The sequence below is a fragment of the Parafilimonas sp. genome, assembly GCF_051953455.1.
Taxonomy (GTDB): Bacteria; Bacteroidota; Bacteroidia; order Chitinophagales; family Chitinophagaceae; genus Parafilimonas.
Genome location: NZ_JBQCIT010000051.1, coordinates 1 through 20,421 on the forward strand (window position 1 = coordinate 1; position 20,421 = coordinate 20,421).

Sequence of the window (20,421 nt, forward strand, 5' to 3'; positions counted from 1 at the left end):
ATGAGCACGCAACAAGTAAAAACTTTAAGCAATGATGGATTTATAATTGGCTGCCATACCTGGGATCATCACAATGTAACGGGTTATGCAAATAACGACTGGGCCATACAACTTGAAAAACCAAAACAACTTCTCGAAAAGATTACGGGCAGGCCTGTTGAATACTTCGCCTATCCAAACGGTATTTGGAATGAGGCGTCAATAACGCAATTAAAAGCTTATAACTATAAGGCAGCATTTCAGTTGGCAGATAAACAAAGTGTTGTTAATCCGGATTATACCATCAGGAGAATTATAGTTGATGGCAACTGGAATGCACAGCAATTATTGTATGCTATGAAGCATTCATTTAAATGAAAGCAGTTGATAGCAATCAGTAATAACACTGATGCATCTCAATTTTAATAAAAAACATATATATGTTCTTTGAAAATAAAAATGATTTCAAGACATATATTTTTAACGCTCACCGGCACCTGCTTTTTTTTAGTGGCACAATGCGGCAGGCCCGCTGCCGCTCATATTCAACAACAGCATATAATTCTTTTAAAAGACACAACACCGGTAAAGAATGTAATTGTTTCCAAAAGTTCCTTAAACACGCTATCATCTGATACCGCTTTGTACAATGACTTGTTGTTGCATCTTGTTCATTATAAACCCAATAATAAGTTTCCTGTAAAAACAGCATATCCTTTACCTGGCGCTATTCTTCCGTTTAAAAGAGTGGTTACCTATTATGGCAATTTCTATTCTGCAGGCATGGGTATTTTAGGTGAACTGCCGCCGGATGAAATGTTGAAGCGCCTGCAGGCAGAAGTAGAAAACTGGGAGCAGGCAGATCCCAAAATCCCGGTGCAGCCTGCCCTGGAATATATTGCTGTAACAGCACAACGCAACCCTGGTAAAGATGGCAAGTACCGCTTGCGCATGCCATTTAGCCAGATTGATAAAGCACTTGAATTATGCAAAAAAATTAATGCAGTTTTATTTTTGGATATACAGGTTGGCCATTGCAATTTGCCGGAGGAGTTGCCCCCTTTACTGCAATATTTAAAGATGCCTGATGTACATCTTGCCATAGACCCGGAATACTCCATGAAAAGTGGCGCCGTTCCATGCGCTGAGATCGGCACATTTGACGCCGATGATATTAACTATGCTTCAGATTACCTGGCGCAGATTGTTCGCGACCATCATCTTCCTCCAAAGATTTTAGTTGTTCACCGCTTTACAAAAAACATGGTAACGCATTACAAAAGTATTACAACCAAACCTGAAGTGCAGATTGTAATGAATATGGATGGCTTTGGTTTTCCTGCAAAAAAAATAGACACGTATAAATCGTGGATTGCGGGCGAACCGGTACAATTTACAGGCGTTAAATTATTTTATAAAAACGACATTAAATCCGCCCCTCATAAGCTAATGACGCCGGCAGAAATCCTCAATTTAAATCCAAGCCCGGTTTATATACAATACCAATAAACATAACACCTGCGTTCCGAACAGGAATCATACAGGCCGGTGATGTGGGTCATTTTATTTACCGGCGGGTGATTTTAGCTTTGAATTAAAGCGGTGCCTATAAACAATTATAAATACTAACACTATGAACAACAGTAAAAATGCACGCCATTACCGGGCCGCAGTTTTTAAAAAACAACCTGGGTACCACGGAAAATTTTTAAAACCGTCTTACAGAAAATCGCCATTCAAAACAGGAGGCAGAGCCGAAAAAAATATCCCGGAGGACTGGATAGACGTTTATTTAAGCCGGTTTTTAAGCTAATATAATTTTCATTCATCATTAAAAATTTAAACATGAAAACAGATGTTCAAATTCAAAAAGATGTGATGGAGGAATTGCGATGGACTCCATTACTCAAATCATCAGAAATTGGTGTGGCTGTGAAAGATGGCGTAGTTACGCTCTCCGGCATGGTTGACACGTATTCCAAAAAAATGGAAGCTGAAAGAGCAGCGTCGAATGTTGCAGGCGTAAAGGCAGTTGCGCTTGATATACAAGTTGGTGTATCGCCTTATTTTAAAAGAACAGATGCCGAAATTGCAGAAGATGTGTTGAAAGCATTAAAGCAGCACACTTCTATCCCGGAAGACAAAATAAAAGTTAAGGTGGAAGATGGTATTGTAACCCTTGAAGGAGAAGTGGAATGGGAATACCAACGCGTTGCTGCAAAGAATGCCATACAAAACTTTGCAGGCATAACCAACGTTTGGAATTTTATTAAGCTTATACCAAAGGTTACTGCATCAGGCATTATGGAAAAGATCAAAGCAGCCTTTGAAAGGAGCGCAAAACTTGATGCCGGCAGGATATTCGTGGATACCAGCGGTAGCAGTGTTACACTTACCGGAACGGTTGCTTCTTTAGCTGAAAAGGAAGACGCAGGCTATGCCGCCTGGTCAGCACCTGGTGTAACTATGGTAAACAATAACCTCGAAGTAGAACAGGAAGAGTATGCTTATTAAAAAAATGGGGGCAGTCATTTTAAAAACATGGCTGCCCTTTGTTATCATTAATTTTTAAACAGTTGTCGTGAAAACAAGTGCAGAAATAAAAAAAGAAGTTATAGACAGGTTGCGCCGGCAGCCATCGCTTGAAGCGTTAAACATCAGTGTTGATGTAATGGGCGATGTTGTATTTCTTTCAGGCAGGGTTGATTCCTACCGAAAAAAATTTGATGCCGGGAAACTTATCAGAAGCCTGGAAGATGTAAAAAAGGTTCACCTTGATTTATATGTGGACTTACCCGCCGGTGATAAAAAAACAGACGCGGCAATTAAAGATGCTATAGCTGATATTTTACGGCAAAGCATTTTCACGGATATTGAAATTTTATTTTCAATACGTGAGGGTGTTGTGATTTTGACCGGCGAAACGAAAAGCCTTTTGCAAAAAAATAAACTGATGAATGAAATAATAAATGTACCCGGGATTTTAAATATATGTGATTTTATCAAAGTGAAAAAAGCTGCGACGGGCATTAAACTGAACGGCAATAATAACCGGGCGAACAATAAAATTGAAATTCCCGCAAATCCCCTTGCGGTTGTGCAATGATTCTTTCGCTCTGATTGTCTATCTTCATTAATGCGTCCATCCTATCATGCTCAAACCGCATAAAAATCATATTATAGCGCCCGATGCCGTAAGTGCTTCAAAACATATATCCCAGCTTTCTTCCCTTAACAAACAGGATGCACCGCATCATCTTACTGCTGAACAAATCACCACTTCACTAAAAACTTCAGTTCAATATGGTTTAAGCCATGAAGAAGCAGCCGGCCGCCTGGCTGTTTTTGGTTATAACCGCATTAGTTCTAAAAAAGAAAAAACAATTGTGCAGGTTTTATCGCAGCAATTCACCAGCATTGCTGTATATCTTTTAGCGGCAGCGGCCATCATTTCTTTTGCCTTAAATGACATTGCAGAAGGCATCGCCATTCTTATTGTCATTGTTTTAAATGCTTTAATAGGATTTGTGATGGAATGGCAGGCAGTTACGTCAGTGCAGGCTTTGAAAAAAACTGATATAATACAAGTAAAGGTTATACGGGATGGAATGCTCACTGAGATTGTCTCAGATAAAATTACGATCGGCGATTTGATCTCCGTTGAAGCAGGCGATATCATTCCTGCAGATGCAAGGATTGTTTTATCTGAGCATTTGCAAACGGAAGAATCTGCGCTCACAGGTGAATCCCTTCCTGTTAAAAAATATATGGCAGCGTTGCCTGCAAAAACGGTGGTTGCAGAAAGAAATAATATGCTGTATAAAGGCACTTCAGTTACCCATGGCAATGCCAAAGCAATTGTAACGGCCATTGCCGATGACACAGAATTCGGCAGGATTGCATCATTGGTGCAACAGGCAAAGCCTGAAGCAACGCCGCTGGAAAAACAATTAGCGGCATTGAACAAAAACCTGGTTTGGATTACACTCTTTATTGCAGGATGTATTTACCTGATCGGGATAATGAAAGGCAATGATTATTTCCTGATGCTTGAAACTGCTATCGCCATGGCGGTGGCCGCCATACCTGAAGGTCTTCCCATTGTAGCCACAATCACGCTGGCAAAAGGTGTACTGCGCATGAGCAAACAAAACGTTATTGTAAAGCAATTAACTTCTGTGGAAACACTTGGTAAAACAGATGTTATCCTCACAGACAAAACCGGCACGCTTACAAATAACCGCATTATTGCAGACAGGGTAATAACAGCACTGGGCGAATACCAAACCTTTTCAAGGGAAGAGGTAAGAAAAAATAAAGTCGCTTTATATTGGTTACATACGGTTGCCGCATTGTGCAATAATGCCGTTATACACAATGATAAAGCAATTGGCGATCCGCTTGAAATTGCGCTGTTGCATTGGGTGAATGCAACTTACCCTTCAGCAAAAATCAGCAGGCGATATATAAAGATGGATGAACTGCCTTTTGATGCAAAAATTAAAAGCATGGCGACCCTTCATGCATCCAGACATAAATATGTAGTTGCTGCAAAGGGCGCTGCGGAAAATCTGTTGAATTTTTGCACACAGGAAGCCGCAGGCAGGCAGGTAAGACCTTTGAGCAACGAAATCAAATCTGCCTGGTTGCAGAAGAATGAAAGCCTTTCTTCGCAGGGTTACCGCGTGCTTGCTTTCGCTTATCAAAAAACAGGTATAAAGCCCACGGGCGATTTTATGCATGATTTAATATTCCTTGGTTTAATTGCATTTTCAGACCCTCCTAAAAAAAATATAATGCAGTCTATAAAAACCTGCAAACAGGCCGGTATTAAAATAGTAATGCTCACAGGCGACCATCCATCGACTGCTCTGTATATTGCACAACAGCTTGAATTAAGTGATACGCACTACCAGGCAATTTCAGGAAAAGACATTAAACCTGTTTACACCCTTAATACAAAAGAAAAAGATGCCATATTGAAGGCTAATGTTTTTGCCAGAGTAACGCCTGAACAGAAGTTTGATATCGTTGCCCTGTATCAACAGCATGGTCACATTGTAGCCATGACCGGCGATGGTGTTAATGATGCACCGGCTTTAAAAAAAGCAGATGTGGGCATAGCCATGGGAGAACGTGGAACGCAAATAGCAAAAGAGGCAGCCGATATTGTGTTAAAAGACGATTCTTTTAACTCCATTGCATCAGCGGTGAGGCAGGGCAGAACGATCTTTACAAATATTCAGCGTGCTGCAATGTATTTACTCTCCTGCAACCTCACTGAAATACTGGTAATTGCTGCTGTAACCTTTATCTATTATTCATCTCCCTTAACGCCACTGCAAATTTTATATATCAACTTAATTACAGATGTGCTGCCGGCATTGGCGCTGGGCATGAATAAAAGTAATCCGCATATCATGCAGCAGGCGCCGTCAAACAAATTGCAATCTGTTATAACAATTAAACACTGGCGCGCAGTCATCACCTACTCCCTTGTACTAACGGCCGCCATATGCTGCAGCTATATTTTTTCTACGGGTTATCTTAACATGCAAAAAACAGAAGCAAATAATATCCTCTTCTGGTCGCTGGCTTCGGCGCAGCTTTTTCATGGTTTCAATCTCTCTGTCAGTACATCGTTAGTAAATAATGAAGTATTCCGGAATAAATATATGTGGCTTGCTGTTTTCAGCTGCTTTGCAGTAATGATCATGGCATATTTTATCGCCCCCATCAGAAGCGTGTTACTGCTTTTGCCACTCAACCAACCGGATTTACTCATCATTTTAATTACCAGCCTGGTGCCGTTTTTCATTATTCAACTGCTCAAAAAGCTTAAACTTGTTTTATAGCTGATAAAAATCATGTATATTTCTTTTTATCATCACTATTTACCGGGCAATGCCGCTTTATTATTGTTTATTCAATTTATGACATGAAAAAAATAATTGCCGCTTTCGATGGCTTAAAGTACCAGGAAACCACTGCGGAATATGCTATTCAGCTTGCAAAGCAAAGTCATACACATCTTGTAGGCATTTTTTTGGATGATATGATTTATCACAGCTATCGTTTTGCTGATTTGATTGTGGATAATAAGGTATCGGAAGAAAAATTAAACGAGCTAAACGAAAAAGATACAACCGCACGCAAACAATCTATCCATCTTTTTAAATCAGCATGCGAAGCTGCGGGAATAGAGTTTTCTATTCATCACAAAAAGAATGTAGCGGTAAAGGATTTACTGCACGAAAGTATTTACGCGGATATGCTGATAATAGGCAAAAGGGAAAATTTCACAGTTTATCATGACAAATTTCCTTCCGATTTTTTAAGCGATGTGCTCGCAGATGTGCAATGTCCTGTAATAGTTGTGCCTGAAAAATATAAGCCCTGTCAATCTCTTATTTTTTTATACGACGGAGATCCCTCATCTGTTTATGCCATAAAAATGTTTTGTTACAATCTTGCTGTATGGCATCATTTGCCGGCAAAAGTTTTATCGGTAAAACCGCTTGAAGAATCATCTCATTTACCTGATAATAATTTGATGAAAGAGTTTATGAAACGCCATTTTCCGGAAGCAGAATATATTATTTTGAAAGGCGAACCCGAAAACACCATTCTTGCTTATTTGCAACAGCAACCTGCCGATGCATTGGTTGTTTTAGGTGCTTATCGCAGGAGCCGCATTTCAAGATGGTTCAGGCAAAGTATGGCCGATATGCTCATGAAAAACACAAACCTTCCTTTGTTTATCGCACACAATAAATAGCCAGTAAATAATTGTTTTAAATCAAATAATTTTCCCGGTTACAGGAGGCGGCATTTTTTTTAAATTTGCGTTTTACAACTTACATTTATACTGCTGATTAGTACGCCCGGCTAAAACTGCTATCAGCCGGCAATTGTACTGCTGCGCTGAACGTCAATTCGTAAAAATGACGCTGAACTCAACAAATGGCTTCAACAACCACTCCCTGTTTTTCAGGTTGCTGATAATATTTTATATTGTTCTGATAAGCGGCTTAATAATTCTTCGTGTTTCATTCTATCACTATAATGAGACATTTAATAAAGGTTCTGCATTAGTTTCACAAACACGAACTATTATTGAAAGTACTGACAGCATATTGCTTTTATCGCAAAACCTGCAATGGCAATGCAGAAATTATATTTTAATAGCAGATTCAAATGCGTATGAAACCTGTATTTCAATTCGTGATTCACTGCTGAAAAAAGTTAACCGCTTAATACAGCTTTTTAACAACGATAGTTACCAGTATGCAAATGCTGCCAGGCTCCGGCAACAAATAATGCAATTGGGCAAATTAACAGACACCGCCTTTAATGTTAAAGAAACGCCAGCCCAAATTTTCAGTATTGCAAATATTAAACAGGATATTGTATTGCACAATGCCATCAGCCAGCAAATTGGGCTAATTAAATCAGAAGAAAGCCGTTTGCTTGCCATAAGGAGGGCAGCCATTTTTAAAACAGTCGATGCCGCCCGACAGGTTTTTACCATTTCAGGTATTCTGATTTTAGTTTTACTGACGGGCACTTTTGTATTTATATATTATCATTTCAAAAAAACGCAGAGGGCCGAAAAAAAGCTGATTGAAAGCGAAGACAGGTTCCAGGTTTTAATCAATAGCACAAAAGATCTGTCCATATTTATGATGGATAAAGATGGTATAATCCTGAACTGGTATGAAGGCGCTCATACAATAAATGGTTATACAAGTGATGAGGCCATTGGGAAACATATGTCCATTTTTTATACACCGGAAGCTATTGCGAATGGAGAACCTGAATATTACCTGCAGCTTGCTGCCGCGCAGGGCAGCTTTGAAACAGAAGGCTGGCGTGTACGCAAAGATGGCAGCCTTTTTTGGGCTGACGTTTTGATCACAGCGATATATAATGAGAATGGTAAAGTACAGGGTTTTACAAAAGTGACAAGAGATTTTTCGTTGCAAAAGCGGGTTACAGATGAAGTAAAAAACATGCTGCAAAAGGAAAAAAATCTGAATGAGATGAAATCTAATTTCGTTTCCATGGCTTCACATGAATTTCGCACGCCGCTCAGCACCGTTCTTTCTTCTGTTTCATTGCTTGAACACTACACAACAACTGAAACTCAGGATAAACGCGACAAGCATATTCAGCGGATCAAATCTTCGGTAGGTGAAATGGTTACTATACTTGAAGAATTCTTATCCATTGAAAAGATAGAAGAGGGAAAAGTTCAGCTCAAAAAGGAAACCTTTAATTTAAAAGAACTTGCACAGCAATTATATACCAAATTCAGCACTGCATTAAAAAAGGGACAGACAATTATTTATGAACATATTGGGAAAGAAGAAGTTTTTCTTGATGTAGCGTTTATCAACCATATATTAAACAACCTTCTTTCCAATGCAGTAAAATATTCTCCCGAAGGTTCAGAAGTGATATTTAAAACAAACGTGAAAGAAAATACTATAACACTAAAGATACAGGATCATGGCATCGGTATCGCTCCCAAGGATCAGGAACACCTGTTTGAGCGATTTTTCAGAGGATCAAATACAGGAAATATAAAAGGTACAGGATTAGGACTGCATATAGTGAAGCGTTATATTGATTTAATGCAGGGAAGTATTTATCTTGAAAGTGATATTGAAAAAGGTTCAATATTCACCGTTATATTGCCGTGCTGAATTCATTTGTCATTATTATGCTTATTGCATGAATCAATTGTTCATAAAAATATTATTTACTAATCCGCTAAATATAGCTTTATCAACAGCCATTTATACAGCAAGACCTGATCGTTTCATTTTGTCATTTCTATAAAAAGATAATCAGCCGTTTCTTCCAGCAGGTCATTAATATTGTCATTGGTTGACCGCAAGACAAGATGACTGCCACTAACCGGCTCCCATAATTTTTTTACAGACTTGTACACATTAAAATCTGCATCACTATCATTACTTCGCTGCATCAGCCTTTCTTTAATTACATCTTCATCGGCAACCATTTCTATAAAAAAAACATCGGAAATTTTTTGCAGCTCATTCGTAAATTTTTTCCGCAATGCATTTGTACAAAAAGTTGCATCAATCACTACTTCTTTTCCGTGTTCGGAGGCTTGAATAGCCCGTTTAAGCATTTCATCATATACTAATATTTTTTCTTCACAGGAGTAGGCTGGCAATACAAGCAATTCTCTCCGCACTTTATCGCTGTTTATATAGGCTGCACTTAACATTTGTGCTAAACGGCCGGCAAAATAAGTTTTACCTGAGCCGGGCAGCCCGGTAATAATTACAATCATAAAATGGATTTACCCGATTAAAATAATTTATCTGAAACCCACACGCATAGACTCTTGCGCAACTTTATTTATACCGCAAAGCTGTGCTTCATCTAAGAATGATAAAAGTTCTTCTTTTCTCACGCCATTCAGATCTTCATACAGCGCCTTTTTCTTTACCGGGTCTTTTTCAAAAAGTGCCACAAGCCTTAAAACAAGCTTGTCTCTTAATGTAAGTTTTTCATGAATAACCCGTCCCGGCACAAAAAAGAATTTGCAATATGGTCTCAGTTCCCGCGGCACATTATCTTCTATAAACTTATTCCGCTTTTCTGTTTCTTCTGAAGCGGTAGCATTTACAATAAAGAGAAGCAGCTTCTTATTTATAAGAGTTCTTATATTATGCCGGAGCCAGGCTTTTAATTTAAATTTTCCAAAATAAACAGGAGTGCCTAATAAAATGTAATCGTATTTTTCTAAATCATCCTTCATTATCCTGTTTGAAGATATAGCGGGCAGATTCAACATTTCGCCCAACCATTCCGCATACTGTTTAGTTGCCCCATATTTACTTGTATAAATAATAATACCATTCATCATTCAGTGTGTTGTTTATCGAAATAAGAAATTTTGTGCCTTTTTTTGAATGACTATTATCAATTCGTTAAGTGATACCGCTCATTGTATTTAGGTAGTATAATTTGTTTTTTCGCATTATATTTTCTTACCATTTAAAATATTTTTTATGCTTGCTGAAAAATACAAAGCGGCATTACCGCTTTTAACCGCTGTTAAATGCCAGCCCTGCATTTCCGTTATTATGCCGTTCGAACCAAAAATGAATTCCAGAGCGGCTATTGCGTATTCACTTAAGACCGCTGTTGATAAAATAAAACGTGATCTGTATAATAATTTTTCAAATGAGATAGCAACAGAAATCTTGTGCAAACTGCAGGCAGTTATTGATCACCTTGATTATACAACGCACAAAAAAAGCCTGGCCCTGTATGTGTCGCCGCTGGTTGAGAAAGTGTATTACTTAGATATTGAAGTAAATGAGAAAATATTGGTAAATACTTCTTTTGAGATCAGAGAGATTATTCGAAATCAAAAAACCATTCATGAATTTTTATTGCTCGTTATTAGTGCGGAAAATGAGAAGATATATGTGGGTAATGCAAATAATCTGCAATTGATAGTTAAAAGCAATGCAGCAGAGGTGCAGAGAGATCTGCCCGAACGGGTTGCCAACTTTACAGACACTTCAGCAACAAAAGAAACGAACCAAAAAAAGTTTTTACATACAGTAGACAACACGCTTTCGCACATTCTTAAAATTTACTCTTTGCCTTTGTTTGTAATGGCGCCTAAAAAAACAATGGGTTATTTTCAGCATATAGGCCGTCAAAAAAAAATCAGCGGTTTTATACATGGGAATTTTGATAACGCCACGGTTCCTGAATTATTAAAGGCCCTTGAGCCTGAGCTAAAAAACATAGACACTGCTAAAAAAAAATATCTGATAACGAGGCTGCAGGCCGCACAGGATGATTGCAGGCTTGCAACAGGCATTTATGATGTATGGATGCAGGCAAAACGCAGGCATAAACAACTGCTTGTGGTGGAGAAGGATTTTTACTGTACTGCCTTTGTTACTGAAAATGGTGAAACAATCTTTAGCAGTGATGATGCACAAGAAACGGTAATTGCAAGAGATGCTATAGACAATATAATTGAAACAGTTTTGGGAAACGGTGGTGATGTAGAATTTGTTGATGATTTAAAACTATATAACAGGATTGCACTTGCCGATACCGGCAATGATTGGTAATCTGTAGCACAATGTAATTACATGAATAAAAGTTTCAGCCAGCAAATTTATGGCATGCTTCCAAATGGTGTTCCTGAGATAGAGTCACTGGCTGCTTTAGCATTGGATATACGATGGTCGTGGAATCATGAAGCAGACGAATTATGGTATCAATTAGATCCGCCATTATGGGAGCTTACACACAACCCATGGATTATTTTGCAAACTGTTTCAAAAGACAGGCTGGAACACCTGTTAGCCGATGCCGCGTTCAGAAACAGGATTGATGAATTAATAAAGCTGAAAGAACAATATGCATGCGAAGAAGGCTGGTTTCAGCAGGCGCATCCGCACGCATCCTTATCATGCGTTGCCTACTTCAGCATGGAATATATGCTGAGCGAAGCCTTACCGATTTATGTTGGCGGTTTGGGTAATGTTGCCGGCGACCAGCTAAAATCTGCAAGTGACCTGAATGTACCGGTTGTTGCAATTGGCCTGTTATATGGCCAGGGATATTTTCACCAGGAGATTGACAGAGATGGTTCGCAACTGGCATTGCTTCCCTATAATGATCCCGGCCAACTGCCCGTTACCCCTTTGCGTTTATCTAACGGTGAATGGCTGCGTATAAGGGTTTCATTGCCAGGCTATCCTGTATGGTTGCGCACATGGCAGGTACAGACAGGCAGGTGCAAACTGTATTTGCTGGATAGTAATGACGCCGCTAACCTGCCATGGCATCGTGGCATTACCAACGAACTTTATGGCGGCGGTATAGAAACACGCATGAAACAGGAAATCATCCTGGGTATCGGCGGATGGAAATTGCTGCAGCAGTTAAATATTCATCCGGAAGTTTGCCATATAAATGAAGGCCATTCGGCATTTGCAGTGCTTGAACGTGCAGCCTCGTTTATGAAAACAACGGGTTTATCTTTCCAGGAAGCATTGGCTGTTACACGCGCTGGCAATCTTTTCACTACACATACGGCAGTCGCCGCGGGCTTTGACCATTTCAGCCCGCAATTAATGGAGCAATACTTCACCACTTATGCAAAAGAGGAACTGAATATTCCTTTTAATGAATTAATGGCGCTTGGGCGGCAATACGCAAATAACACATCTGAAAGTTTTAATATGGCTTACCTCGCTATCCATGGCAGCGGTGCGGTGAATGGCGTAAGTAATATACACGGGCTTGTAAGCAGGCATTTGTTTCAGCCCTTGTTTGACCGGTGGCCAATGAATGAAGTGCCTGTTGGTTCGGTAACGAATGGTGTACACACTCCAAGCTGGGATTCTGAATTTGCAGATGCAATATGGACGGAGGCTTGCGGGAAAGGCCGCTGGAAAGGAGAGCTGGAAGCATTGCCTGAAAATATTTTGCAGTTAAGCGATGATACGTTGTGGCAAATGAAAATGAATGCAAGAGAACTGATGGTGAATTATGTCAGGAAAAGATTTGAGCGGCAGGTTTCTGTTTCAGGCCAGCCTGAAATTCTTGAAACGGCAAGGCATATTTTTGATGAGCACGTTTTAACGCTTGGCTTTGCCAGAAGGTTTGTATCTTATAAGCGGCCTGCATTATTGCTGCATGATGAAGAAAGGCTGGTACGTATTTTAACCAATCCCAGTAAACCCGTTCAGTTAATTATTGCAGGCAAAGCGCCGCCTTACGATGAAAGCGGCAAAGCATTGATTAAAGCATGGACGCAATTTATCCGGTCTCATAATTTATATAAGCATGTTGTATTCTTAAGTGATTACGATATGCTGCTGACGGAACAAATTGTACAGGGAATTGATGTATGGATCAATACGCCGCGCAGGCCCTGGGAAGCCTGCGGCACAAGCGGCATGAAGGTACTTGTAAACGGAGGCCTTAATTTATCTGAACTTGACGGATGGTGGGCAGAAGCTTATACACCCGAAGTTGGCTGGGCTATCGGTGATGTGCAGGAACATGGGGATGATCCGATATGGGACGCAGCCGAAGCAGAAGCTTTATACAAGATGCTGGAGCAGCAGGTGATACCTGCATTTTATAATCGCAATGCGAATAATATCCCCGTTGAATGGATAGAAAAAATGAGAAATAGTATGGCTTTGCTAACACCCAGGTTTTCTGCGAATCGGGCGGTGCGGGAATACACTGAAAAATATTATTTGCCTGCCGCTGAGAAATATTTACAACGGGCGGCCCATAATGGAGCAATAGGTAAAAAAATAATAATAGCAAAACATGAACTGGAAAATAACCGGAGCGCCATACATTTCAACAAGGTGCAGATGGAAAATATTGACGGCGGGTTTTTGTGCACTGCAAGTATTTCTTTAAATAAAATCAATCCGGATAATATATTGGTTGAATTATATGCGGATGCACAAAACACAAATGAAACAGAGCGTATCGTTATGCAATTACAATCATCGGAAAACAGCGAAAAAATATATAACTGCATAGTGCCAACAACGAGGCCGGCAAGCGACTACACAGTCAGGATTATACCCTGCTATGAAAATATATCTGTGCCCCTGGAAGATAATTTCATTCTATGGCAACGTTAATGTGCGGTAAATATTTATTTTGCTGCATCAATATGTAAGGAGTTTAATTATTCCACTTTCAAACAGGAGACTTATTGATGAATTTTATATTCATCCTGTCATTGAACGAAAAGTGCTGTCATTATTTAACCAAATAAAAAACAGGGCTGTTGTCAAACTTACTAAGAGCTTTGACAGAGTGATCACAGAGCATTATCTTCTTCATTGGATTACTTAAAATTTCCCGGAAAGCCAATTATACTTAATACTTCTACAAGCTCATTTATAATAAATGAGGGGTTTGCCTTTTTCAATTGTTCATAGGTTTGCGCACCGGTCGTAATGCCAATGCTATATTGGCATCCTGCATTTTGTCCCTCTTCAATATCAACAACAGAATCACCTACTTTAACCACTTCACCGGCGTTGTTGATACCAAGGGCATGCATAGCATACAAGATCATATCCGGGTAAGGTCTTGCATTTGGTACATCGGAGGCCGTTACCAGCAAATCAAAATCAATGCCTTCCTGCCAACCTGTTTTTTTAATCAATGCCTCTGCTGTTTCCCTGCTGTAACCGGTGTTAAGCACTACTTTAATATTTTTATTTTTTAATTCTTTGAAAAGACCCGAGGCATTTTTTTGTTCAACTATTTCATTTGTTTTGTAAGCAATATCTAATTCATTACGGAAGGTTTCAAATATCTGCGCTGCAAGCTGGTCATCAGAAATATTTTTAATTTTTAGTACACTTTTAATAGCCTGCAACTTTTCTTTGCCTGCACCTGCTTCCAGCACTTCTTCCAATGATACGGGAATACCGGCTTCGTTCACCGCCTTTTGCACGGTCTTATATACTATATTACCTTCATCAATAGTAGTACCAGCCATATCAAAAACTACCATCTTAATCATATCGAATATTTTATTGTTAAACGGTTATAAACATGCGGGATGAATTGTGAATGAAGTATAAAATGTAATTTGATAACGATTACCTGTTGCTCATCTTTTATTCACCACTTCTTCTGCCAGGCCAAAGCTTAACGTCATACCTGCACCGCCAATGCCATTTATTATCGTTACACCTTGTTGCGGAGAATAAACAAATTCCATTTCGCCATTTGTTCTTTTAGGATAGACACCATGCCAGCTTTGTATTTGTTGCCAGTTTTTAAATAAAGCAAATTTTTTCAGATAATCCACAATCAGTTGATTAATGAATTGCTTATCGAACGGATCGAATGTATGCGCATATTCATGGCTGTCACCGATAGTTAATTCACCTGCTTCGTTTTGCGATACCATTACATGAATGCCCCATTTTAAATATTCGGGCATTGTATCTGCAAAATGTTTCTTTAACTGTGGCAATGATGCTGCTATTTCAAATGCTTTATAATGCGTTAGCGATAATCCTCCGCACAATGCCGGGCCGATACGGAAATTATTTTCCTGCGCCACCAAACGCATCATCTGCAATTTGCATTTCGTAAAATTATTTACTGCAAAAACTTCAGGATACAATGTTTCAAAATCAGCGCCGCTGCAAACATAAATCTCATCGGCCTGCCAGCTTTGTTCACTGCTTGCTACATGCGGGTAATCAATAAAGTTTATAGCTGTATTGAATTTAAATTCAACATTATATTTTTCAGTTAAGTAGGCAGGCAATTTTTCAATAGATGCCCTGGCTTCAACAATCATATCATCATCACTGTATAAAGAACCTAAAAGGCCTATGGGATTGGCGGCTTGTGTTTTTTGAAGCGTTTCATCTTTATTCAAAATTTTTACAGGCCTTGCAGTTTTATTCGCCGCAGCAAATTCCTTCATTACATCAAACTCAAGTTCATTATAGGCAAGGTGAAGACTTCCCACTTCATCAAACCACAAGCCGGCATCTTTGCTCACCTGCTTCCATATTTCCTTCGATCTTAATGCCCGGTTATACAACATGCCATTTGGCTGGCCAATGGGCCATACCATTCCAAAATTTCTTACAGATGCGCCCACGCACTTCCCGTTTCTTTCAAACACCGTTACCTTATATCCCTTCAGGGCAAGGCTTCTTGCTGTTGCCAGCCCTAAAATTCCTGCGCCTATTACAATTGCGTTTTTATGCGGCATGAATAATTATGTTTGATGATGATAAACCAAATATCCTTTTGTATTTCTTCCTGAAATATAGGGCGGCTATTAATGTGCCTGTAATGCCAACTGCGGTGATGATAAAAATTGCACGGATAAAAAAATCAGTCCATGACAACTGCACCCCGCTGAATTCTTTTACGAACAATATTAAAACGCTTCCAAGATAACCAAAGGCATCTGACACATACATAATAAACCCAACATTGCTTTGCACTTTATACGTTGCTATCATTCGTTCAAAATATAGGGCATTGAAAGGAACATAACTGATATATAAACCGGTGCCAACAAATATCATCCACCATACAGGGTTAATTAATTTATATGTAAAAAGCAAGGTAGCGGCAAGGGCGACCATGTAACCAATAATAATTATAAAATGGTTGAGTAAAAAAGCTTTCACATTATCCTTTATAAGCATAAGCAGGCTCATACATACAAGCACAATAAGCGATACGGGCGTCTCCGTAAGAGTGAAAATGGATGCGTTGTTTTCATAACCTGACTCAGCATACAATTCATTTGAAAAATTATCCCTGAAATCGCGCAGAATAGTAAGCAATACGTAAGTTGAAACGATCACCACAATGCCCGGCAGAAACAGGTTTATGAAATGCCTTCGTTCCTCCCTCGTCATGGGTTTTCTGATGCTGCGCATAGCAATATCCTCCTGTGTTGGCGGAGGTATATGATTAAGCAGCCATGTGAAGACAAACACTGGTATTAAGAATAAAGCACCTGTAACAAATGGCATCCAGAACTCAGTAATATTATTGTTTATAACAAGATTTTTCCCTATACTTTTTACAACGCCCGATGAAAAAATAAAACTCACCGATAATACGGCGCCCATAAACTCAGTGGTTTTTCTTCCTTCAAGATAACTGAATACAAGCCCCCAGATCATTCCCAACGGAAAGCCATTCAGTAATAAAAAAATAATATTCCACGGAGAAGGAACGATTGCAAATAACAATAACGCCATCCAGGCCATCACAATAAGCAGCACAATTGTATTAGCGCGTTTGGAGTGCTGCATACCGGCAATAAATTTTATACCATAAAATTTGCTGAGCATATAACCTGTTAGCTGTGCAGAAACAAGCCATACCTTGTAATCGATTTTTAAAAAATACAATCCTTCAAAGCCGGCAGCAGTAAGAGGCTTGCGAAAAGCATACATGCAGAAATACACGCAAAAAGAGCAGGTGGCTGCATACAGGCTTATAAACCATGCCGGCATTTTTTCCAATACATTTTTCCACTTGTTTGAAATAAACACGTATGCTGTATTAAGCTGTTATTGGTTGCTTTTTAAATGTTCGCTTATTAATTTTTTAAAATGAGATAGCGGCAATAAAACAGCATCGGGTCGTTTGGCCATCTCGTCCCATGAACGCACTTTAATGATGTCGTCAAAAAAAGGATGTTGTTCAAATAAGATTATTTCAGACTGATGCATTGGCCCGCCCTGCCACTGCAATGTTTGAAGGCTTGCCTCAGACAATTTTGATTTATAATTTTCATCAACTGCAACGAGATAGCGTTTGGCATTTACATGGTTTTCAACCATGGCGCATATACGTTTTGAAAATCCTTTTTGTTTCAGATAATCAGCGCCTATACCTTCATGGTTTACCACACCATAGCCGCCCATTTCTTCCGTAATATTCACATGTTTCAATAAATGGCCTATATCATGCAAAAACGCACCGAGCACCAGTTCCTGGTCTTCTCCCCTTGCCATTGCTTCCATAGCGCATTGTATCATGTGAGCCGTTTGCGATACGGGTTCCCCATCATAATCTTCATCGCCAAATTTTTCATACAGAAGCATTATCTCGTTTACTATATCTTCTTTACGATATGTTTCATTCATAGGATTATTTTGAAGTTATCTGATCAATGGGTTTCATTACGGGATGATCGGGTTTAAAATCAAAACCCAATAAGGCAGCAAAAGTGGTTGCCAGTTGTGCCTGGAATAAAGTATCGCCACCCGCTACTTCTCCCCTATGCTTTATATCAGGGCCGATGGCTGCAATCCATATCTGGCCTGCATCGGCAATCTTTTCGCCGTGAGAAGTCCATTCATTTTTATTGGCATCGCCCCTGCCATGATCACATGTTATAATCAATGTGGTTTTGTCTTTGTACTCCGGCATCGACTGCAGTGTTTTCCACAGGTCAGCAATCATGGCATCTCCGGCATGTGCGCTTTTCAGGTATTGATCGTACATGCCCGCATGTGCAAAATCATCTGTTTCGTCAAAAGCGATATATAAAACTTTTGGCCTGTAGGTTTTAAGATAAGTTTTACCGGCCAGGTAAGTATTTACATCCAGGCGAACATCCACAGGTTTTGCAGAAAGAAACTGGAGGTCGTTCAGTAAACTGAATTCAGGCGCATTGAACTGTAATGAATCAACACCTGCATTCACATATATATTACTGCGCCATTTATTAAGAATGTACGGGAAACAATCCCATGTTGCAAAAGCGGCTACTTTTCCTGCATAACCCTTTTGCTTGTTTATAAACTCAAGCACATTTACATTCTTATTTCTTATGGTATCATTTGAATTTACAGCCGTGTCAGGATAGCCGGTAAAAATTTCATTATATCCCGGGTAAGAAAACCAGTAAGGGTTTGCATTGTTTACATAACAGTCTTTGATTCTGTTACCATATAACTGACCTTCACTTTCAATAGTAGTCCACAAGAAGGGAAACAATTTTTTTCTTCTTTCATGTATATCATTACTCCAGAATTTTTTTATAACACTCTCAGAATCGCCGGTGAATTTTTTATTTACAATGATGGCTGAATCAGCGCCTTTAAACACTTCCTGCCAGCGCATTCCATCCAATGTAACAATAACCAGGTTTTCTGTTTTACGTTGTGCCGAAACCGTCTGGCAGATAATCCCTAAAAACAAAACAGCAGCTATATACTTCATAAAAGATTTTTAAATAGCATCGCATCTTTATACAATGCCCATTGTTCTATGAGAAAAATCACATCCTATTTTAATAACCACATTTTGGCATTTATATCATCGTTGCCGCCATATTGTGCCTGCAAGGCCGCATTATAATTTGTTGCGTTGGCTGTTTTTTCATTGCCCGGATATTGAAACCGTAACGCTATGCGTTCACTATTGCCGGTGCCTGTGCCGGTGGTAAAAGCCGGAACGCCCGTTCTGCGCCATGTGAAATAAGATTCCAGCCCTGAATGGCGGAATAATGCAAGGTATTTTTGCTGCAATATCTGGGTAAGGCCATTTGTGTTATTGCCGGCGTATTTCACAAGCGGCTGTGCATAATAATTATCAAAATTCACATCAATGGTATAGGTATTACTTGTACCAAGACTTGCGCCTGGTTTTAAGAAGTAAGCGGTAAACGATCCGGAAACAGGCACACCATAAAAATCCATGGATGAAATAATTCCTGCTTTATAATAATCTTCCGCAGCGCCCAGCGGGCCTTTATTAATCCAGCCGCGGTTAATGGCTTCCGCAATGTTGAAACAAAGCTCAGGATAACCGATCTGTATGCTTGGCTCACCAGTATAGGTTTCATAAAAATGATGACGGTTGATAAGTGAGTAATTACCGCTGTTGGTTTTTACATACATCACGCCCTGGTCTTCGCCGGGATCAGCGCCTGCAAAGGCTTCAAAATCGGTTGGCTTAACATTGCCTTTAATCAACGCAATTGCAGGCTCTGCCGTAACAAAAACACGTGGGTCTCTCAGCTTCGTAAGCAAGGAAATATAAGTAGCTGAAGTATTATAACGCAATGCATCAAACCCGAAATTTGATGGGTTCATAGGATAATCGTTTGTAGGATGGATATACGTGTATTGCAGGTTATCGCCGCTGTTTTCCATAACAGGGTATTTGTCAGGATTATTGACGATGGTGTTGAACTGCGTTTTAATGTTCAGGCCGGCATCATCTGCCTTCATACTGCATGCAAGCAATAAACGTAAGTGCAAAGTGTTTACTGCTTTTTGCCATTTGGCAAGATCATTATTAAAGTAAATATCACCTTTCAATACCTGGCCATTTGTTGTGTTGGATGAAGGATTGGCAATAAGCTGTGAAAGGTCGGTATTGGCTTTTTCAAGCCAGCCGAAGGCCTTTATAAAAACTTCTTTCTGCGTATTGTAGGCAGGTTGCAGGTTGGATAATCCTTTTAAAGCATCATCCACCGGAATATCGCCGTATTCCAGGCTCATTTTGGTAAACATATATGCACGGAAAAAATTCCCCAGCGCCTCATAAGGATTTATTGTTTCACCGCCTGTGGCCAGTGCGGCAGCTTCCATCTTATTTACATTGTTCAATGTGTTGTAATAATCATCCTGCGAACCAAAATCGTAACGGTTATTTCCATAATAATCGTAATTACAGCAATAATACTGGCACCATCTTTCCTGCATGGTGTAGGGTGCATCATATATATCATTTAATACACCGTTCAACAAAAGCGATGCAGGAACTTCCGATGGTTTATTGGGGTTTTTGCTGAGCGTTTCAAAGCTTTTTTTGCAGGAGGCAAAAACAATTAATAACAGGATAATGACGGTATATTTATTATTATTTTTCATTTCA

17 protein-coding genes are annotated in these 20,421 nt (G+C 39.5%); 9 read left to right on the forward strand and 8 right to left on the reverse strand.

Features of this window, described 5'->3' with window-relative positions:
- The 7 genes from ACTHN6_RS17925 to ACTHN6_RS17955 all read left to right on the forward strand — a co-directional run.
- On the forward strand, positions 1 to 357 hold a 357-nt coding region (locus ACTHN6_RS17925; protein ID WP_440437148.1), incomplete at its 5' end, for a polysaccharide deacetylase family protein.
- Positions 358 to 438: 81 nt separating this feature from the next.
- Positions 439 to 1,488: a hypothetical protein gene (locus ACTHN6_RS17930; RefSeq protein ID WP_440437149.1), complete on the forward strand. Its 1,050-nt coding sequence runs from the start codon at positions 439 to 441 to the stop codon at positions 1,486 to 1,488.
- Positions 1,489 to 1,824: 336 nt separating this feature from the next.
- Entirely contained in the window at positions 1,825 to 2,493 is a 669-nt protein-coding gene (locus tag ACTHN6_RS17935; RefSeq protein WP_440437150.1) for a BON domain-containing protein, read from the forward strand.
- 67 nt (positions 2,494 to 2,560) lie between these two features.
- Positions 2,561 to 3,085 (forward strand): BON domain-containing protein, encoded by a 525-nt coding sequence (locus ACTHN6_RS17940; protein ID WP_440437151.1) that lies wholly within the window; start codon positions 2,561 to 2,563, stop codon positions 3,083 to 3,085.
- A gap of 46 nt (positions 3,086 to 3,131) precedes the next feature.
- Positions 3,132 to 5,834 carry a cation-translocating P-type ATPase gene (locus ACTHN6_RS17945; protein ID WP_440437152.1) on the forward strand — a complete coding sequence of 901 codons (2,703 nt, stop codon included), beginning with the start codon at positions 3,132 to 3,134 and terminating at the stop codon, positions 5,832 to 5,834.
- A gap of 83 nt (positions 5,835 to 5,917) precedes the next feature.
- The gene (locus ACTHN6_RS17950) at positions 5,918 to 6,757 is read left to right on the forward strand and encodes a universal stress protein (RefSeq protein WP_440437153.1); all 840 of its coding nucleotides are present in this window, start codon (positions 5,918 to 5,920) and stop codon (positions 6,755 to 6,757) included.
- A gap of 166 nt (positions 6,758 to 6,923) precedes the next feature.
- Positions 6,924 to 8,687, forward strand: a complete 1,764-nt coding sequence (locus tag ACTHN6_RS17955) for an ATP-binding protein (protein ID WP_440437154.1) — start codon at positions 6,924 to 6,926, stop codon at positions 8,685 to 8,687.
- 116 nt (positions 8,688 to 8,803) lie between these two features.
- Here the strand turns inward: ACTHN6_RS17955 and ACTHN6_RS17960 are convergent, their stop codons facing one another.
- Positions 8,804 to 9,304, reverse strand: coding sequence for an AAA family ATPase (locus tag ACTHN6_RS17960; protein WP_440437155.1), 501 nt, complete (start codon positions 9,302 to 9,304; stop codon positions 8,804 to 8,806).
- A gap of 27 nt (positions 9,305 to 9,331) precedes the next feature.
- The gene (locus tag ACTHN6_RS17965) at positions 9,332 to 9,883 is read right to left on the reverse strand and encodes a flavodoxin domain-containing protein (protein WP_440437156.1); all 552 of its coding nucleotides are present in this window, start codon (positions 9,881 to 9,883) and stop codon (positions 9,332 to 9,334) included.
- Positions 9,884 to 10,028: 145 nt separating this feature from the next.
- Between ACTHN6_RS17965 and ACTHN6_RS17970 the strand changes: the two genes are divergently transcribed.
- Both ACTHN6_RS17970 and glgP read left to right on the forward strand, forming a co-directional pair.
- Entirely contained in the window at positions 10,029 to 11,114 is a 1,086-nt protein-coding gene (locus ACTHN6_RS17970; RefSeq protein WP_440437157.1) for a baeRF3 domain-containing protein, read from the forward strand.
- Between the two features lie 21 nt (positions 11,115 to 11,135).
- A complete protein-coding gene (glgP, locus tag ACTHN6_RS17975) occupies positions 11,136 to 13,664 on the forward strand; it encodes an alpha-glucan family phosphorylase (protein WP_440437158.1) in 2,529 nt (842 codons plus the stop codon).
- 209 nt (positions 13,665 to 13,873) lie between these two features.
- Here glgP and ACTHN6_RS17980 read toward each other — a convergent pair whose 3' ends face one another.
- The 6 genes from ACTHN6_RS17980 to ACTHN6_RS18005 form a co-directional block, all read right to left on the reverse strand.
- Entirely contained in the window at positions 13,874 to 14,560 is a 687-nt protein-coding gene (locus ACTHN6_RS17980) for a phosphonatase-like hydrolase (RefSeq protein ID WP_440437159.1), read from the reverse strand.
- A gap of 90 nt (positions 14,561 to 14,650) precedes the next feature.
- Positions 14,651 to 15,775, reverse strand: coding sequence for a TIGR03364 family FAD-dependent oxidoreductase (locus ACTHN6_RS17985; protein WP_440437160.1), 1,125 nt, complete (start codon positions 15,773 to 15,775; stop codon positions 14,651 to 14,653).
- On the reverse strand, positions 15,765 to 17,081 hold the full coding sequence (locus ACTHN6_RS17990; RefSeq protein ID WP_440437161.1) for a DUF5690 family protein: 1,317 nt from the start codon (positions 17,079 to 17,081) through the stop codon (positions 15,765 to 15,767). Before ACTHN6_RS17990 ends, ACTHN6_RS17985 begins: the two co-directional genes overlap by 11 nt.
- A gap of 18 nt (positions 17,082 to 17,099) precedes the next feature.
- The gene (locus ACTHN6_RS17995) at positions 17,100 to 17,678 is read right to left on the reverse strand and encodes an HD domain-containing protein (RefSeq protein WP_440437162.1); all 579 of its coding nucleotides are present in this window, start codon (positions 17,676 to 17,678) and stop codon (positions 17,100 to 17,102) included.
- Between the two features lie 4 nt (positions 17,679 to 17,682).
- Entirely contained in the window at positions 17,683 to 18,759 is a 1,077-nt protein-coding gene (locus tag ACTHN6_RS18000; RefSeq protein ID WP_440437163.1) for an alkaline phosphatase family protein, read from the reverse strand.
- A gap of 65 nt (positions 18,760 to 18,824) precedes the next feature.
- Positions 18,825 to 20,417 carry a SusD/RagB family nutrient-binding outer membrane lipoprotein gene (locus ACTHN6_RS18005; protein ID WP_440437164.1) on the reverse strand — a complete coding sequence of 531 codons (1,593 nt, stop codon included), beginning with the start codon at positions 20,415 to 20,417 and terminating at the stop codon, positions 18,825 to 18,827.
- Positions 20,418 to 20,421 lie beyond the last annotated feature (4 nt).

What these genes read in the sequence shown, in the direction of transcription:
- ACTHN6_RS17930 (WP_440437149.1), top strand. Translation starts at nt 439, where the DNA reads ATGATTTCAAGACATATATTTTTAACGCTCACCGGCACCTGCTTTTTT.
- ACTHN6_RS17935 (WP_440437150.1), top strand. Translation starts at nt 1,825, where the DNA reads ATGAAAACAGATGTTCAAATTCAAAAAGATGTGATGGAGGAATTGCGA.
- ACTHN6_RS17945 (WP_440437152.1), top strand. Translation starts at nt 3,132, where the DNA reads ATGCTCAAACCGCATAAAAATCATATTATAGCGCCCGATGCCGTAAGT.
- ACTHN6_RS17950 (WP_440437153.1), top strand. Translation starts at nt 5,918, where the DNA reads ATGAAAAAAATAATTGCCGCTTTCGATGGCTTAAAGTACCAGGAAACC.
- ACTHN6_RS17955 (WP_440437154.1), top strand. Translation starts at nt 6,924, where the DNA reads ATGACGCTGAACTCAACAAATGGCTTCAACAACCACTCCCTGTTTTTC.
- ACTHN6_RS17960 (WP_440437155.1), bottom strand. Translation starts at nt 9,304, where the DNA reads ATGATTGTAATTATTACCGGGCTGCCCGGCTCAGGTAAAACTTATTTT.
- ACTHN6_RS17965 (WP_440437156.1), bottom strand. Translation starts at nt 9,883, where the DNA reads ATGATGAATGGTATTATTATTTATACAAGTAAATATGGGGCAACTAAA.
- ACTHN6_RS17970 (WP_440437157.1), top strand. Translation starts at nt 10,029, where the DNA reads ATGCTTGCTGAAAAATACAAAGCGGCATTACCGCTTTTAACCGCTGTT.
- glgP (WP_440437158.1), top strand. Translation starts at nt 11,136, where the DNA reads ATGAATAAAAGTTTCAGCCAGCAAATTTATGGCATGCTTCCAAATGGT.
- ACTHN6_RS17980 (WP_440437159.1), bottom strand. Translation starts at nt 14,560, where the DNA reads ATGATTAAGATGGTAGTTTTTGATATGGCTGGTACTACTATTGATGAA.
- ACTHN6_RS17985 (WP_440437160.1), bottom strand. Translation starts at nt 15,775, where the DNA reads ATGCCGCATAAAAACGCAATTGTAATAGGCGCAGGAATTTTAGGGCTG.
- ACTHN6_RS17995 (WP_440437162.1), bottom strand. Translation starts at nt 17,678, where the DNA reads ATGAATGAAACATATCGTAAAGAAGATATAGTAAACGAGATAATGCTT.
- ACTHN6_RS18000 (WP_440437163.1), bottom strand. Translation starts at nt 18,759, where the DNA reads ATGAAGTATATAGCTGCTGTTTTGTTTTTAGGGATTATCTGCCAGACG.
- ACTHN6_RS18005 (WP_440437164.1), bottom strand. Translation starts at nt 20,417, where the DNA reads ATGAAAAATAATAATAAATATACCGTCATTATCCTGTTATTAATTGTT.